The following is a 16435-nucleotide window of genomic DNA, read 5'->3' on the forward strand; positions in this document are numbered from 1 at the left end:
TTCTAAAAGATTTTATTCACTAAAAGCTGGGCAGAGACCCTGCCGTTAAATTCATTTTTGGTTACGGAGTAACTGCAGGTAATCTTTTTATTCTCAGGCATCTCATAAATACGCCGAAAAGCAATAAGCTCTATAGTCTCTCTTTGATGCGGGTATTGTCTGATTTCAATGCGTGAATGTGATTTGTCGGCACCCATCAGTTTTATACTGACAACTTCTGCATCTTTTATAAGAAAAGTCGGCCGGAGATTCGCTTCTCCATAGGGTTCAAACTGTTCAAGCAAATTTAGCAGTTCTGTATCTATATCTTCGCTTGCCAAGATTCCGCTTATCTGCTCTTTTGGTATAAAATCATCATCAGGAATTCTTTGTGCACTTCTATTGACAGCTTCTCTAAAGGCTGCTATATCCTTTACATGTAAACCCAGTCCTGCTGCCATTTTATGCCCGCCAAACTTAGTTAACAGATGTTCATTTTCTTTTATGAGTTCATATATATTGACGTCACCGATACTTCTGGCACTCCCTTTGGCTTCTTCATCTTTTATACTCAAAACTATCGCAGGAGATCCAAACTTATCAACCAAACGGGCGGCTACAATGCCTACAACACCTTCATGCCAGTTTTTACCTGCCACAACAATAATTCTATCGTTTTTATTGACAGAGTTCAGTGCCTCTTGCGTTGTTTGTGCTTCAGTCTCTTTTCGTAGATTATTGAGCTGTCCCAAGAGTTCAAACTGTTTATAAGCCGTATTTGTATCGGATGCAGTATAAAAATCAAGGGCAATAGAAGCATCTTCAAGGCGTCCGGCAGAGTTGATACGCGGTGCTATGTTAAATGCGATATCTTCACTTGTGATGTTTGACTTGTTTAAAAAGTCCCTGATAATAACACTGGCAGGCCTGTTGGAGTGCATAAGGAGATTAAGCCCTTCTTTGACAAGTGTTCTGTTTATATTGACAAGAGGCATAATGTCCGCAATAATTGCAATCGCCAAAATATCTAAAAATTGCTTCATATCTATACTGAGTGCAAGCTCTTTTTTTACAAGTCCAAGTAAAAGCCATGCAACCTGTGCGCCACATATCTCTTTAAAAGGATAGTTACATGTAGAGAGCTTTGGATCAACAATAGCATAGGCATCTGGTAAAACATCGCCTGGAGTATGATGATCAGTAATAATTAGGTCTATTTTGCGTTGTTTGCATATATCGGCTGCTTCTATTGCAGATATTCCGTTATCAACAGTTATAATCAAGTCCGTATCCACTCTTTGCAAAACAGTAGGATTTACCCCATAACCATCATGAAAACGATTGGGAATAATAGCTTCAAGAGGATAGGGAATCTGCTTGAAAAAATCAACAACTATAGCAGTAGAGCTGACACCGTCTACATCATAATCACCTACTAACGTTATACGTTTGTTAGCGCGTATAGCTTCTGCAATTTTTTTTGCGGCTTTATCCGCATCATGAAGCAATTGTGGATTTGGAATTTGGGAAAGTTTTTTGTCTTCCTTGTCAAACCTTTGTGCAAGCAGAGCAAAAAGGTCTGATTTGTTTAAGTGGGGTATATTACTCAGCATTTAAACTGGCATTGACAAATGCTAGTATAGATGGATTTGGAGTTTGGAGGCGTGATGTGAATTCAGGGTGAAACTGCACCCCTAAAAACCATGGATGGCCTTGAATCTCTACTGTTTCTATCAACCCGTCAGACTCACCTGTGACTATCATGCCGGCATCCTCAAGCTGTTGTCTGTAGGCAGGGTTTGCTTCATATCGGTGACGGTGTCTTTCATAAATTGTTTTTTGTCCGTTATAGGCTTCACGGAGCAAAGAACCCTCTTTTGTGTCACACGGGTACTCTCCAAGACGAAGGGTCCCGCCCATCGGCGACTGATGTGTCCGAAGCTGCATACCGCCGCTTTGGTCCAAAAAGTTGTCTATAAGATAAATCATAGGGTGCGGTGTGTTTTCGTCAAATTCAACGGAGTTTGCACCCTCCAGTCCAAGCACATTTCTTGCATATTCTACAAGCGTAAGCTGCATACCCAGACAGATGCCGAGATAAGGTATCTTGTTGACACGGGCATACTCAATTGCCTGTATTTTTCCTTCAATTCCCCGGTTTCCAAAACCGCCTGCTACCAATATGCCGTCACAGTCACTCAGAAGTGTCTGTGCATCTCTTTCTTCTATCTCTTCAGAATCAACCCAGCAGATTTCAACTCTGCTGTCAAGATGAGCTCCGGCATGAATAAGAGCCTCTGTTAGTGATTTGTAGGACTCTTTGAGGGCAAGATATTTTCCGACAAATCCTATAACTACTTTTCCTTTTGGCTGTACGATTTTTTTGACAAGAGTATCCCACTCTTGCATATCAGGTTCAATTTCACCAAGATCAAGCTCTTTTGCTATAGGTTTTAAAATATTTTGTCTTAAAAATGACATAGGAACATCATATATGCTTGCAGCATCAAGTGCTTCTATAACACTGTCCGGTGCAACATCACAGCTCATTGCAAGCTTTTTCTTGAATGTTTTGGGCAGAGCATTTTCGCTTCTTGCTATAATCATCTGCGGTGTGATACCGATACGGCGAAGTTCCTGAACCGAGTGCTGTGTCGGCTTTGATTTCATCTCACCGGCTGCTTTAATGTAGGGAATAAGGGTTACATGGACAAAAAATGTGCCGGCAACTTCATCATCATGTTTCATTTGGCGAATCGCTTCCATAAATGGCAGCCCTTCAATATCACCAACCGTTCCTCCAAGTTCCACTACAAGAATATCATGCCCTTCCCCGGCTGCTTTTATACGCTTGACAATTTCACCGACAATATGCGGAACAACCTGAATGGTCTGTCCGAGATACCCGCCTGCGCGTTCACGCTCAATTACACTTGAGTAAACCTGCCCTGTTGTAAAGTTGGATGTTTTTAAAAAAGACTTGTCCAGGAAACGTTCATAGTTTCCAATATCAAGATCAGTTTCTGCGCCGTCTTTTGTAACAAAAACTTCTCCATGCTCCAGCGGACTCATCGTACCCGGGTCAACATTGATATACGGATCAATTTTAAGCATGCCTATATTCTTACCGGCATGTTTGAGTAAAGTACCTATACTGGCAGCTGTAATCCCTTTTCCAAGAGAGCTTAATACTCCACCGGTAACAAAAATGAATTTAGTCATTAAAAAATCTCCATATATATTAAGTATAAGCGCGATTATAGTATATAATGTCTTATTAAATTATGAAAGTAACTGTATGCAAAATGTTTTAGTCTATATAATCATCGCTCTTGGGGTTTCCATAGTTATTAATATCTTTTTGAAAAAAATAGGCATATCGCAGATTATAGGCTATATTCTGACCGGAACACTTATTGCCTATGGTTTTGATCTGCATAAAGCCAGTCATTCGCATGCTTTGGAGATGGCAGGGGAATTCGGTATTGTATTTTTGATGTTTACCATAGGGCTTGAAATATCTTTGGCAAAAATGGGTTCGATGAAAAGAGAGATTTTTGCCAACGGATTTTTACAGGTCGGACTGACTACGGTTGTCACCTATCTGCTAGCCCATTATATTTTTGCTCTGGGACCAAAATCATCCATAATTATAGCACTGGCGTTTTCGCTTTCATCAACAGCAATCGTACTGACATATTTAAAAAGTTCTAAAGAGATTTATACTCCGTACGGGCAGAATGCAACAGGAATTCTGATTTTTCAGGATATTGCAGTGATTCCTATTTTAATTCTGATAAGCTTTTTAACCAAAGAGGGAGATCAGGAGATCTTTGTCATTTTATGGCATACACTTTTAAGTGTTTCTGTTGTTATCGCTGTGATGTTTACATTCGGCAAGAGAGTTGTCGCCTGGCTGCTGCATTTTTCATCCTCGTCAGAGGTAGACGAACTCTTTATGGGTTCTGTACTCTTTATCGTCATGGCATCTTCTCTTTTTGCCTACTATATGGGTTTTACCTACTCTTTAGGCGCATTTGTAGCCGGTATGATTATCGCGGAAACGAAATACCATCATAAAGTAGAATCAGATATCGCACCGTTTAAAGATATTCTTTTGGGAACGTTCTTTGTTGTTGTGGGTATGAAAATTGACATCTTCTTGTTCGTTGACAATATCGGACTTATTATCGGTCTGTTTTTACTGATTTTTATTATAAAATCGCTCCTTATGTTTTTGGTCTTGCGGTTAAGCTCAAGCAGTGCAGTTTCCTTGAAAACGGCACTCTTCCTTTCCCAGGTAGGCGAATTTTCATTTGTAATTTTTGCACTCGCGGCATCAGGGCATATTATTGATGAGCAGTTGGCTTCTTTGTTGGTACTGATAGTGATTTTTTCCATGATAGTGACACCGTTTTTTGTTCCCTTTATCAATGCTGTAACCACCAGGCTGATAAAAGAAAAAGATATTGTTACAGATATGTCTGCACTTAAGGGCAGAGAAAATCATGTGGTTGTGTGTGGATACAGCGTGGTCGGTAAATTTGTGACACAGTATCTTGAAGAACTTGATGTTCCCTATGTTATCATTGACAATTCAAACAAACATGTACAGGAAGCACTGGAAGAAGGAAGAGAAGCCTATCTCGGAGATGCTTCCAAAACAGCTATTTTACAGGCGCTCCATATTGAAAAAGCTGCTGCAATAATTGTAACACTTGACAATATTGCGAAGAAGCGCCTTATTTGTGAAGCAGTGCTGAATCATTCAAGAAATGCAAATCTGATTGTAAAAGTGGTTTCACTGGAAGAAAAAGAGAAGCTTTCGGACCTGGCTATAACGAATATTGTGGACGGAAAAGTAGAGGTGGCACGTGTTTTGGTTGAGAGAATGTTAACCTGCCAGCTAAAATATCGCTAGCGGTTGTATACTAGTTTCCGCGTGAACCCGGCTTAATGGCCTGGCTGCCGTCTTTGCAAAGCGGACATGTCTCAGGCGGATACATTTCAAAGGTGAAGTCTGCAAGTGCAAAAAACGGAATATCCTGAGGAAGTTTGCAGTTTGGCTTTGTCTCTATGTTGCTGCCCTCTCTGTGGCAAAATCCGCGGTTCGCCAATGCGGCAATGCCGACTATTTCACCACCCAGTTCTTTGACAACTGCAGCAGCTTCCATAGCGCTTCCTCCGGTTGTAATGATATCTTCGCACATCAAAACCTTTTCACCCGGTTTGATTTCAAAACCGCGGCGAACAGTCATCTTGCCGTCAACCCGTTCAGCAAATATACTTCTTGCATCAAGTGCCGTAGCAAGCGCAAAACCTGCAATCAAACCGCCAAGCGCCGGAGCACAGACGGTATCAATCTCAAGGCCGCTTGCCTTGATCTGCTTGGCAAGTTCCTCTGCTAAAAGTTTCGCTGTTTTGGGATCTTCCAAAACTTTTGCAGATTGAAGATAAAACTGTGAATGGTTGCCTGAACTCAATTTGAAATGCCCTTCCAAAAGTGCTTCGGCATCCATATATATTTGCTTTATGTCCACGAATTAAACCTTTAGAATTTCAGCTTCTTTGTCTTTTAAGATGCTGTCAACTTTAGAGATATATTTGTCTGTTATTTTTTGTATATTGTCCTGAGCGGATTTAGACTCATCCTGCGTAATCTCTTTTTCTTTTTCAAGTTTTTTGATTTTGTCGTTGGCGTCGCGTCTGTCATTTCTAATGGATACTTTGGCATTCTCACCCATAGTTTTCATTTTTTTTACAGATTCCTGACGCTGTTCCACTGTCATGGCAGGAAAGAAAAGTTTAATCTGCTCTCCGTCATTATTAGGGTTTACGCCGATATTTGCCGCATTGATAGCAGACTCGATATCAGACAAAAGGTTCTTTTCCCAGGGATTGATGACAATAGTTGTCGCATCGGTTGCCAAAACAGAACCCACCTGATCAAGAGGAGTAGGCGTGCCGTAATAGTCAATTTTTACATTATCAAGTACAGCAGTTGTGACCTTCCCTGTTCTGAGTGTTTTGAAATCTCTTTGCATATGTTCAATGCTGCCTTGCATTTTCGTTTCACATTCATTAAATATTTCGTTTAACATTCTGTTTTCTCCTTAAAAAGATTATTTTTTTGGTGTTTCTGGTTTTGCAGTCGAAGCAGTCGGCACTGCAGGAGCAGCTACATTTGTTGTCGGAACCATTTCATCTATCACAGAAGACTGTGCAGACTGAGAATACATGTATCCTAGTGTGATCGTATTGACAACGAACAAAAAGCCGATGGTAAATGTCGTTTTTGCCAAGAAACTGCTTGGCCCTTTTGCACCAAAAACCGATTCATTTGAACCACTGTAAGCACCAAGGCCTATGCTTGAGCTTTTTTGTAAGAGCACAGCGATAACCAAGATGATAACTAAGACGATTTGAATTATAAGTAAAAGACTGGTTGTCATATATTTTCCTAAATTATAAAGTGGAGAATTATATCTAAAAAACCTTATATTATCAAACTCTAAAAAAGAGGGTATAATTACAATTATTAAATAAAAATTATTTCGAAGGGTGGGCAGTGAAAAATATAAAAATTATTGCATTGATTCTTATTTTGTTTATGGCAAGCCTGTTTCTTGTTATAGAAAATGAAAAAAAACCTCAAACAAATACAAAACCGATAGTCGGGGTAACCACATTTGCTCTTTATGACATTACAAAGCATATTGCAGGCGATACTCTTGATGTCGTTAATATTTTGCCTTTTGGTGTTGACCCTCACAGTTTTGAACCAACTCCCAAGCTTATGGGCAACATAGAAAAAAGTGCCCTGCTTTTTTACAGCGGCGCAGGATTGGAACCATGGGTACACGGATTTGCATTTAAACAAAAGGCTGTAAATATCAGTAAGTATGTAAAATTACGAGAACTTGCAGATACGGATGAAAACGAAGAAGAGGAACATATCGGGCATCACCATCATGAAGAAGTAGACCCTCACTACTGGCTTGATTTTGACAATATGAAAAAAGCTGCACAAGTGATAACAAATGAACTTATTGCACTGCAGCCTCAATACAAAGAACTTTACATTAAAAACAGAGACAGATATGTAAAAATGCTCAATACGCTTGACCAGGAATACAAACAGAAACTTGCAAACTGTAAGCAAAAAAGTGTTGTTGTTACACATAATGCTCTTGGCTACATTGCAGACAGGTACGGATTTGGAGTAGAATCATTGACGGGACTCTCTCCCGAAGCTGAACCGAGTGCCAAAGCAATGAAAAGAGTTTTTCAGGATATTCGCAAAAAAGGCATACAGACAATTTTTTATGAAAATTTTGTAAATGACAAGGTAACCAAAACAATAGCAAAGGATGCAAATATCACTGTTGATGTTTTTCAGCCTTTGGGCAATATTACAGCAGATGAAGCAAAGGCGGGTATGACATACCAGGCAATTATGCAAAAAAATCTTAAAAAACTCTCAAAGGCGCTTATGTGCAGATGAAATTCAAAGTTCCCATCTTTGATGTAAAAAAGCTTAGCTTTATTGTTCGCGGACAGAAAATTCTTGAGGATATTTCATTTGAAATTTTTGAAGGAGAATACATTGCCATTATCGGACCAAACGGTGGCGGGAAAACAACGCTCATCCGTATGCTTCTCGGATTGGAACAGCCTACATCCGGGGAAATCAGAATATTTGGCAAAAAGTTAAAAGAGTTTAAAGAGTGGTACAAAATAGGCTATGTGCCACAGCGCGCAACGCTCGTAGACGAAAACTTTCCGGCGACTGTTGAAGATATTGTAAAAATGGGGCGTATAGCAAAAAGAGGAATACTGGCCGGTATAAGTAAAGAAGACAAAGAAATGGTAGAAGATGCCATGATAAAAATGGATATTCTTAATTTAAGAGATAAAATGGTTGGTACCCTCTCAGGCGGTCAGCGTCAAAGGGTCATGATAGCAAGAGCTCTGGCCTCTTGCCCAAAAATTCTGATTCTTGACGAACCCAATACCGGTGTAGATATGGTGTCTCAGCAAAGATTTTACACATTGCTGGCGAAGCTGAATAAAGAAGAAAAGATAACCATTTTGTTTATTACGCATGATATCGGTGTTATAGCTGATGATATCGGACGTTTATTTACTATAAATCAAAAAGCGACAATTTGTAATGACCCAAAAAAGATGCTTTCTTGTGAAGAAGTAAGTGATTTGTATGGCATAGATGCCCATGCCCTTCATCACCACAAGCATGAGCATTAAGGATTCCTATGTTTGAAATGTTTGAATATGATTTTATGCAAAGAGCCTTTGTTGCAGGACTTTTTATAGCCGTGCTGGCTTCTGTAAGCGGAAATTTTGTAGTACTTCGCCGTTACTCTCTTATGAGTGAGACTCTGGCACATTCGGCGCTTGTCGGAGTTGCTGTCGGACTTGTGGCAGGATATAATCCTTTGTGGGTTGCTGTTGGTGTTGCGATTGCTTCTGCATGGTTGATAGAATATCTGCGAAGTGCATTTTCACTCTACAGCGATGCTATATTGGCTATAATCCTTTCAGGTTCACTGGCAATTGCTGTGATTATTGTCTCTTTGGGCGGTGCTTTTAACAATTCTCTTTTTTCTTATCTGTTTGGTTCTATTTTATCGGTGACAGATGAAGATGTAATGACAATAGTCACAGTAGGGAGTCTCTCTTTACTCTTTTTGCTGCTTTTCTCAAAAGAACTTTATTTTATTGCTTATGACGAAGAAGTAGCTCAAACAAGCGGTATCAAAGTAAAGTTTTTAAACTTTTTGCTTGTTACCGTAGTGGCTGTTATTATTGCACTCTCGATTCGGGTTGTGGGGAGTCTGCTTATCGGAGCTTTGATGGTGATTCCGACTGTCGCTGCCTTGCAGTACCGAGTGGGCTTTAGAAGCACAATGCTTATTTCACTCTTTTTTGCCCTTTTCAGTGTTGTATTCGGCATGAGCCTTTCTTACTACTATTCTTTACCTTCCGGGGCTACTATAGTGCTTTCAATCATAGTTATTTTTATTGTTTCACTGATAATAAACAAGAAATGATAGAGAAGAGATGAAAATAAGTTCTGAATTTTCCAAGTATGCAATGCATTACGGTTCTTATAATGTTATTCAGCAAAAAGTGGCCGATAAACTTCTCTCTCTGATCACCTCGCAGCCAAAAAATATTTTGGACCTTGGTTGCGGAAGCGGTACTTTGGCAAGAAAAATAAATTGGCAGTATGATAAACTGATGGCAGTTGATTTTGCTCCGGGAATGTTGGAGTTGCATCCAAAGTCTCAAAAGATAGAGTGCATTTACGGAAATTTTAATGATGTAAATCTTTTTGATCTTCTGAGAGAATACAGTTTTGATTATATTCTTTCCTCTTCTGCTTTACAATGGGCAGATGATATGGAAAAAACATTCCAGCAGTTGCAAGCTTTTCATGCCCCTGTTGCGCTCGCAGTTTTTACCTCAAATACATTTAAAACATTACATGTAACAGCAGGATTGGAACCACTGCTTATAGATACATGTAAACTTGAAAAACTGCAAAAAAAATATTTTAATGCGAACTTTGAAGTAGTACGGTATAAGCTGGACTTTGATAATGTGAGAGATATGTTTCGTTATATAAAAAAGAGCGGAGTGAGTGCCTCCCGCAATGTTTTAAGCTACAAAGAGATGAAAAAACTGATGCAGGAGTATCCCTTAAGCTATTTGGAGTTTGAAGTCGCCTTTATCTATTGAGCATGACTTCTTTTTCTAAATTATACAGCTCATAACGCAGAGTTTTAAAGTTTTCGCTGTAGTCTATGTTGTCTAGCTTATACAACTCTTCTAAAACCCTGGCAGATTCCTGCGCGCGTTTAAAGTTGGCAGTCAGGATATCTTCAAGTGTAGAACGGTTTTGTTCACTTTTTGTAGAGGGTCGCAAGACATCATTTATACTGTCTCTGTTCTTGAGAAGCTCTTTTGTTTCTTGAATCTGTGCTTTGTGTCGGAGTGATTTGAGTCTGGAGGAGAGTTCTTTGTTGTTGTCTTTATATCGAAGTATATCTTCAACAACGCGTATGCCTTCTTTGAGACGGTTTATGTTGGCATCAATCACCCGAAAAAGCTCGGGTGAGAGAGTACTACTCTTCATTTCCAAAGATACCAAAAAGCTGCAGCAGTGCTATAAAGATGTTTAAAAAGTCCAAATAAAGCGCAATGGCACCGTCAATAGGCGTTTGATATGCTCCTTTCATGATATTTTGCGTATCATAAATTACCAGGATGCTAAAGAGTATGACTACTGCTCCGGCAATGATAATTTGGAACATCGGATTTCCAAGAAATATGTTTATTATTGAAAATCCGATGATTACAAAAAGAGCAATCATTAAAGGTTTTCCGTATCCTGTAAAATCCTTTGTGCTTTTTATAGCAAAAAAGCTCATTGCACCGAATACTACAGCTGTCATGGCAAAAGCATTACCTACTATCGCACCGCCGCCGTTCATTCCAAGTGTATAAGCCAATAATGGCGCTGTTGTCAGTCCTGTAACAAATACAAAAGCAAACATTACCAGCAGATTGATACCAGGTTTGTTTTTTACAAACTGCAAACCGATTAAAAGACCGATTTCCAAAAAGAACAGCGGCCAGATCAAACCTGAAATACTGGCAGCCAAAGGCACACCTACGTAAGCACCGGCTGCTCCTGCAAGCATTGATGCAGCGAAAAGCTTATATGTCTCTTTTACAAAAGAGACTATCTGCGCTTCGTTGCGACTCTCTACATGTGAAGCATAAGTATTACCTCTTGCATAATCACGATCATATAGTCCCATAGTTGTTTCCTTTTTCAATATCTATCCATAAGATATTTTTTTATTTAGTGAATTCTATAGATAAAAAGTTAATGGAAGGCAACATAAGAAGAGAAGAAGAATGCTTACACTATAATATATATTAGTGAATAAGCTATGCTAAAATAAGCAAAACTAATTCTAAATGAAACAGACCAAAAAGAAATTTAAAATTTCTCTCAAATACTATTGACATTAAAGTCGAAATCCCCTATAATTCCCATCCACAAACAGAGAGACCTGATTTAAAAGGCCTAGAGAGACTTCAAGTAGAAGCTTTTAAAAATGTTTGAGATCATTGAAAACTAAGCAAGTAAGAGACTTTTTAACTTTAGAGTTAAAGAGATAAATTACTTAGAAATAACTAATAAACAACAACCGTCTATTCTATTTTGAAATCCATACAGGCTTGCCTGTATGGTTCCCTTAATAGTAATAGATAACTATACAGTCTAGTAATAGAACCTTAAGCAGTTTTATTAAGACTTAAAATAACAAAGCCAATGATTTAATAATCTTGGGCAAAAGATCAGTAATAAGTTTACTTATCTTTCTGTAATAACAATTATGGAGAGTTTGATCCTGGCTCAGAATGAACGCTGGCGGCGTGCTTAACACATGCAAGTCGAACGGTAACAGATGGTAGCTTGCTACTATGCTGACGAGTGGCGCACGGGTGAGTAATATATAGATAATGTGCCCCTTGGACCGGGATAGCCATTGGAAACGATGATTAATACCGGATACTCCTTCTTATCACAAGATAAGTCGGGAAATGGATTCCGCCAAGGGATCGGTCTATATCCCATCAGCTAGTTGGTAGTGTAAGAGACTACCAAGGCGATGACGGGTAGCGGGTTTGAGAGGATGATCCGCCACACTGGTACTGAGACACGGACCAGACTCCTACGGGAGGCAGCAGTGAGGAATATTGCACAATGGGGGAAACCCTGATGCAGCAACGCCGCGTGGAGGATGACGCATTTCGGTGTGTAAACTCCTTTTATATGTCAAGAAAATGACGGTAGCATATGAATAAGCACCGGCTAACTCCGTGCCAGCAGCCGCGGTAATACGGAGGGTGCAAGCGTTATTCGGAATCACTGGGCGTAAAGGACGCGTAGGCGGGTTGGCAAGTCAGATGTGAAATCCTACAGCTTAACTGTAGAACTGCATTTGAAACTGCCGACCTAGAGTATGGGAGGGGGAGATGGAATTAGTGGTGTAGGGGTAAAATCCGTAGATATCACTAGGAATACCGAAAGCGAAGGCGATCTCCTGGAACATAACTGACGCTAAGGCGTGAAAGCGTGGGGAGCAAACAGGATTAGATACCCTGGTAGTCCACGCCCTAAACGATGTTCACTAGTCGTCGCTCTGCTAGTCAGGGCGGTGATGCACTTAACAGATTAAGTGAACCGCCTGGGGAGTACGGTCGCAAGATTAAAACTCAAAGGAATAGACGGGGACCCGCACAAGTGGTGGAGCATGTGGTTTAATTCGAAGATACGCGAAGAACCTTACCTAGCCTTGACATTGAGAGAACCTGCCAGAGATGGCGGGGTGCCCTTTTGGGAGCTCGAAAACAGGTGCTGCACGGCTGTCGTCAGCTCGTGTCGTGAGATGTTGGGTTAAGTCCCGCAACGAGCGCAACCCTCGTCCTTAGTTGCTAGCAGGTTAAGCTGAGCACTCTAAGGAGACTGCCTTCGTAAGGAGGAGGAAGGTGAGGACGACGTCAAGTCATCATGGCCCTTATGGCTAGGGCTACACACGTGCTACAATGGGGCGTACAGAGTGTTGCGATACCGCGAGGTGGAGCTAATCACTTAAAGCGTCTCTCAGTTCGGATTGGAGTCTGCAACTCGACTCCATGAAGCTGGAATCACTAGTAATCGTAGATCAGCAATGCTACGGTGAATACGTTCCCGGGTCTTGTACTCACCGCCCGTCACACCATGGGAGTTGATTTCACCCGAAATCGGGAAGCCAACCTTCGGGGGGCTACCGCTTACGGTGGAATTAGCGACTGGGGTGAAGTCGTAACAAGGTAACCGTAGGAGAACCTGCGGTTGGATCACCTCCTTTCTAGAGTAAAGAAGAGTCATTCGTTTGACTACTTCATTCAAAAGAAAATCTCACACGAGAAATAGTTTATTAGTTGTTTCAAAAGTTACTTACTTGCTTAGTTTTCAGTGATCTGTGTTCATTTGAATTACGATTATAAAATGGGGAATTAGCTCAGCTGGGAGAGCGCCTGCCTTGCACGCAGGAGGTCAGCGGTTCGATCCCGCTATTCTCCACCATTTTTGAGAATTTGCACTTGAAAAATCTACTTACGTACAAAAGTACGCTACGCAGATTTTTCAAGCACAACTTCTTCAAAAATCAAACAAGTTTCTAAATTAAATATAAGTTCTTAAAGTCATAAGAATTTATATTTGGTTTAAAAACCAAACGATCATTAAATTACAATTGTTAAAGTCAACAACTTTAATTATAGAGATATAATTAAAAACTAAATAACTACAATAACAGATCATTCATCTTGTTTAATGTATTCATACATTAAATAAGGTAGTGAACGCAACATAGAATAAAAAGATATTAAGGGCCATAGGTGGATGCCTTGGCTAGTAGAGGCGATGAAAGACGTACTAGGCTGCGAAAAGTCTCGGGGAGCTGCCAAGAAGCTTTGATCCGGGAATTTCTGAATGGGGCGACCCAGCACGGAGCGATTCGTGTTACCACCTTCGGGTGGGGCGAACTTGGGGAAGTGAAACATCTCAGTACCCAAAGGAAGAGAAATCAAACGAGATTCCGAGAGTAGCGGCGAGCGAAATTGGAATAGGGCGCATACATTTAGCATATTTGTTAGCAGAACATTCTGGAAAGGATGAGCATAGAGGGTGATACTCCCGTAAGCGAAAACATTTATGTGGAACTAAGGTATGGAACGAGTAGGTCGGGACACGTGTTATCTTGACTGAATATGGGGGGACCACCCTCCAACCCTAAATACTACTACTAGACCGATAGCGAACAAGTACCGTGAGGGAAAGGTGAAAAGGACCGCGGTGAGCGGAGTGAAATAGAACCTGAAACCTATGGCTTACAATCATTCGGAGCACTATTAAATAAGTGTGACGGACTGCCTTTTGCATAATGAGCCTGCGAGTTGTGGTATCTGGCAAGGTTAATCGAACGAGAAGCCGTAGCGAAAGCGAGTCTTAATAGGGCGACATAGTCAGATGCTGCAGACCCGAAACTGAGTGATCTATCCATGAGCAGGTTGAAGCTGGTGTAAGAGCCAGTGGAGGACCGAACCCGTAGAAGTTGAAAATTCTTGGGATGACTTGTGGATAGGGGTGAAAGGCCAATCAAACTCAGTGATAGCTGGTTCTCTCCGAAATATATTTAGGTATAGCCTCGAGCATTAGCGTATAGGGGTAGAGCACTGACAGGGCTAGGGCTGCTTACCGCGGTACCAAACCCTATCAAACTCCGAATACTATACGTGTAACCTCGGGAGTCAGGCGTAGGGTGATAAAATCCTATGTCGAGAGGGGAACAACCCAGACTAACAGCTAAGGTCCCAAAGTTTTATCTAAGTGGAAAAGGATGTGGAGTTGCTGTGACAACCAGGAGGTTGGCTTAGAAGCAGCCATCCTTTAAAGAAAGCGTAACAGCTCACTGGTCTAGCGATTCTGCGCCGAAAATATAACGGGGCTAAGATAAACACCGAAGCTTTAGATTTACAGTTTACTGTAAGTGGTAGGAGAGCGTTCCATTCAGCGCTGAAGGTATACCGGTAAGGAGTACTGGAGCGGATGGAAGTGAGCATGCAGGCATGAGTAGCGAGAAAAGAAGTGAGAATCTTCTTCGCCGTAAACCCAAGGTTTCCTACGCGATGCTCGTCATCGTAGGGTTAGTCGGGACCTAAGTCGAGTCCGAAAGGGGTAGACGATGGCAAATCGGTTAATATTCCGATACCGACATTACATCGTTTGAGTGATGGGGGGACGCATAGAGTTAAAGGGGGTCACTGATGGAATAGTGGCTCGAAGGACGTAGGTCGTAGCGTAGGCAAATCCGCGCTACATGAGACCGAGATCTGACAGGCTGGTCAATCTTTTCGGAGAGCGACCAGAACCCTTGATACTGTCGTGCCGAGAAAAGCCTCTAAACGAGATGTAATGTTGCCCGTACCGTAAACCGACACAGGTGGGTGAGATGAGTATTCTAAGGCGCGTGGATGAACCCTTGTTAAGGAACTCTGCAAACTAGCACCGTATCTTCGGTATAAGGTGTGCCCTAAGTGTTAGGAGATTTACTCTCCAAAGCACTGACGGGTCGCAGCAAAGAGTCCCTCCCGACTGTTTACCAAAAACACAGCACTCTGCTAACACGTAAGTGGATGTATAGGGTGTGACGCCTGCCCGGTGCTCGAAGGTTAAAAGGATTGCTTAGCTTCGGCGAAGGCATGAATTGAAGCCCGAGTAAACGGCGGCCGTAACTATAACGGTCCTAAGGTAGCGAAATTCCTTGTCGGTTAAATACCGACCTGCATGAATGGCGTAACGAGATGGGAGCTGTCTCAACAAGGGATCCAGTGAAATTGTAGTGGAGGTGAAAATTCCTCCTACCCGCGGAAAGACGGAAAGACCCCGTGCACCTTTACTATAGCTTGACACTGCTATTGGGATATTCATGTGCAGGATAGGTGGGAGCCGTTGAATCCAGGACGCCAGTTCTGGAGGAGGCATCCTTGAGATACCACCCTTGAATATTCTGATAGCTAACTCCGTACGATTATCTCGTGCGAGGACAATGTCTGGTGGGTAGTTTGACTGGGGCGGTCGCCTCCTAAAAAGTAACGGAGGCTTACAAAGTTCGGCTCAGAAGGGTTGGAAATCCTTCGTAGAGTATAATGGCATAAGCCGGACTGACTGTGAGACATACAAGTCGAGCAGAGTCGAAAGACGGTCATAGTGATCCGGTGGTTCTGTGTGGAAGGGCCATCGCTCAAAGGATAAAAGGTACGCCGGGGATAACAGGCTGATCTCCCCCAAGAGCTCACATCGACGGGGAGGTTTGGCACCTCGATGTCGGCTCATCGCATCCTGGGGCTGGAGCAGGTCCCAAGGGTATGGCTGTTCGCCATTTAAAGCGGTACGCGAGCTGGGTTCAGAACGTCGTGAGACAGTTCGGTCCCTATCTTCCGTGGGCGTAGGAACGTTGAGGAGAGCTGACCCTAGTACGAGAGGACCGGGTTGGACGTGCCACTGGTGCACCAGTTGTCCTGCCAAGGGCATAGCTGGGTAGCTACGCACGGATGAGATAACCGCTGAAAGCATCTAAGCGGGAAGCCAACTCCAAGATGAACGTTCCCTGAAGTACGCTTGAAGACTACAAGCTTGATAGGCTGGATGTGTACGCACAGCAATGTGTTTAGCTGACCAGTACTAATAGTACGTTTGTCTTTTTACCAAGTTCTTAAATGAACACAATTGCTTCACTACCTTATTTAGTGTATATATACTAATAAGAGATATGTTAAGAAGTTATTTAGTATGACGGAAACAAGGTTTTAA

Annotated in this window: 12 protein-coding genes, 1 tRNA gene and 2 rRNA genes; 8 read left to right on the plus strand and 7 right to left on the minus strand. The window is 41.7% G+C overall.

Features of this window, described 5'->3' with window-relative positions; genetic code table 11:
• Positions 1 to 2: 2 nt before the first annotated feature.
• Together recJ and pyrG are read right to left on the minus strand one after the other, a co-directional pair.
• Complete coding sequence (recJ, locus tag ETP70_RS00100; RefSeq protein WP_151899262.1) at positions 3 to 1592, minus strand: single-stranded-DNA-specific exonuclease RecJ; 1590 nt, start codon at positions 1590 to 1592, stop codon at positions 3 to 5.
• Complete coding sequence (pyrG, locus tag ETP70_RS00105) at positions 1582 to 3201, minus strand: CTP synthase (RefSeq protein ID WP_151899263.1); 1620 nt, start codon at positions 3199 to 3201, stop codon at positions 1582 to 1584. The genes recJ and pyrG overlap by 11 nt, the downstream gene beginning before the upstream one ends.
• 76 nt (positions 3202 to 3277) lie before the next feature.
• Between pyrG and ETP70_RS00110 the strand changes: the two genes are divergently transcribed.
• Positions 3278 to 4900 (plus strand): cation:proton antiporter, encoded by a 1623-nt coding sequence (locus ETP70_RS00110; protein WP_151899264.1) that lies wholly within the window; start codon positions 3278 to 3280, stop codon positions 4898 to 4900.
• A gap of 10 nt (positions 4901 to 4910) precedes the next feature.
• On the opposite strand, the gene pyrE is transcribed toward ETP70_RS00110, so the two are convergent.
• The 3 genes from pyrE to secG are packed head-to-tail and all read right to left on the minus strand — an operon-like array spanning position 4911 to position 6431.
• Complete coding sequence (gene pyrE, locus ETP70_RS12325; RefSeq protein WP_188110002.1) at positions 4911 to 5519, minus strand: orotate phosphoribosyltransferase; 609 nt, start codon at positions 5517 to 5519, stop codon at positions 4911 to 4913.
• 3 nt (positions 5520 to 5522) lie between these two features.
• Positions 5523 to 6080 (minus strand): ribosome recycling factor, encoded by a 558-nt coding sequence (gene frr / locus ETP70_RS12330; RefSeq protein ID WP_188110003.1) that lies wholly within the window; start codon positions 6078 to 6080, stop codon positions 5523 to 5525.
• 21 nt (positions 6081 to 6101) lie between these two features.
• Positions 6102 to 6431: a preprotein translocase subunit SecG gene (gene secG, locus ETP70_RS00120; RefSeq protein ID WP_151899265.1), complete on the minus strand. Its 330-nt coding sequence runs from the start codon at positions 6429 to 6431 to the stop codon at positions 6102 to 6104.
• 116 nt (positions 6432 to 6547) lie between these two features.
• On the opposite strand from secG, the gene ETP70_RS00125 reads away from it, so the two are divergent.
• From ETP70_RS00125 to ETP70_RS00140, 4 genes are read left to right on the plus strand one after another with little or no spacing between them, the layout of a single operon-like run.
• The gene (locus ETP70_RS00125) at positions 6548 to 7483 is read left to right on the plus strand and encodes a metal ABC transporter substrate-binding protein (protein WP_151899266.1); all 936 of its coding nucleotides are present in this window, start codon (positions 6548 to 6550) and stop codon (positions 7481 to 7483) included.
• Positions 7480 to 8244, plus strand: coding sequence for a metal ABC transporter ATP-binding protein (locus tag ETP70_RS00130; protein ID WP_151899267.1), 765 nt, complete (start codon positions 7480 to 7482; stop codon positions 8242 to 8244). Before ETP70_RS00125 ends, ETP70_RS00130 begins: the two co-directional genes overlap by 4 nt.
• A gap of 8 nt (positions 8245 to 8252) precedes the next feature.
• Positions 8253 to 9050, plus strand: coding sequence for a metal ABC transporter permease (locus tag ETP70_RS00135; RefSeq protein ID WP_151899268.1), 798 nt, complete (start codon positions 8253 to 8255; stop codon positions 9048 to 9050).
• A gap of 10 nt (positions 9051 to 9060) precedes the next feature.
• Complete coding sequence (locus ETP70_RS00140) at positions 9061 to 9741, plus strand: methyltransferase domain-containing protein (protein WP_151899269.1); 681 nt, start codon at positions 9061 to 9063, stop codon at positions 9739 to 9741.
• Here ETP70_RS00140 and ETP70_RS00145 read toward each other — a convergent pair.
• A complete protein-coding gene (locus ETP70_RS00145; protein ID WP_188110004.1) occupies positions 9731 to 10138 on the minus strand; it encodes a thiamine-phosphate pyrophosphorylase in 408 nt (135 codons plus the stop codon). The two genes, ETP70_RS00140 and ETP70_RS00145, sit on opposite strands and share 11 nt — an antisense overlap.
• Complete coding sequence (locus ETP70_RS00150; RefSeq protein ID WP_151899270.1) at positions 10128 to 10826, minus strand: Bax inhibitor-1/YccA family protein; 699 nt, start codon at positions 10824 to 10826, stop codon at positions 10128 to 10130. The genes ETP70_RS00145 and ETP70_RS00150 overlap by 11 nt, the downstream gene beginning before the upstream one ends.
• Before the next feature lie 582 nt (positions 10827 to 11408).
• On the opposite strand from ETP70_RS00150, the gene ETP70_RS00155 reads away from it, so the two are divergent.
• The 3 genes from ETP70_RS00155 (at position 11409) to ETP70_RS00165 (ending at position 16331) form a co-directional block, all read left to right on the plus strand.
• Positions 11409 to 12929, plus strand: a 16S ribosomal RNA gene (locus ETP70_RS00155).
• 142 nt (positions 12930 to 13071) lie between these two features.
• Positions 13072 to 13147, plus strand: a tRNA-Ala gene (locus tag ETP70_RS00160).
• A gap of 291 nt (positions 13148 to 13438) precedes the next feature.
• Positions 13439 to 16331 (plus strand): 23S ribosomal RNA (locus tag ETP70_RS00165).
• The 16S and 23S rRNA genes sit together here with 1 tRNA gene alongside, the layout of an rRNA operon.
• Positions 16332 to 16435 lie beyond the last annotated feature (104 nt).

Origin of the sequence: Sulfurimonas hydrogeniphila (assembly GCF_009068765.1) — a bacterium.
GTDB classification, from domain to species: domain Bacteria; phylum Campylobacterota; class Campylobacteria; order Campylobacterales; family Sulfurimonadaceae; genus Sulfurimonas; species Sulfurimonas hydrogeniphila.

Bases quoted from the DNA above. Each gene is read 5' to 3' on its own strand.
- pyrG (WP_151899263.1), bottom strand. From the start codon at position 3,201: ATGACTAAATTCATTTTTGTTACCGGTGGAGTATTAAGCTCTCTTGGA.
- ETP70_RS00130 (WP_151899267.1), top strand. From the start codon at position 7,480: ATGAAATTCAAAGTTCCCATCTTTGATGTAAAAAAGCTTAGCTTTATT.
- ETP70_RS00135 (WP_151899268.1), top strand. From the start codon at position 8,253: ATGTTTGAAATGTTTGAATATGATTTTATGCAAAGAGCCTTTGTTGCA.
- ETP70_RS00110 (WP_151899264.1), top strand. From the start codon at position 3,278: ATGCAAAATGTTTTAGTCTATATAATCATCGCTCTTGGGGTTTCCATA.
- ETP70_RS00150 (WP_151899270.1), bottom strand. From the start codon at position 10,826: ATGGGACTATATGATCGTGATTATGCAAGAGGTAATACTTATGCTTCA.
- secG (WP_151899265.1), bottom strand. From the start codon at position 6,431: ATGACAACCAGTCTTTTACTTATAATTCAAATCGTCTTAGTTATCATC.
- frr (WP_188110003.1), bottom strand. From the start codon at position 6,080: ATGTTAAACGAAATATTTAATGAATGTGAAACGAAAATGCAAGGCAGC.
- recJ (WP_151899262.1), bottom strand. From the start codon at position 1,592: ATGCTGAGTAATATACCCCACTTAAACAAATCAGACCTTTTTGCTCTG.
- ETP70_RS00145 (WP_188110004.1), bottom strand. From the start codon at position 10,138: ATGAAGAGTAGTACTCTCTCACCCGAGCTTTTTCGGGTGATTGATGCC.
- ETP70_RS00140 (WP_151899269.1), top strand. From the start codon at position 9,061: ATGAAAATAAGTTCTGAATTTTCCAAGTATGCAATGCATTACGGTTCT.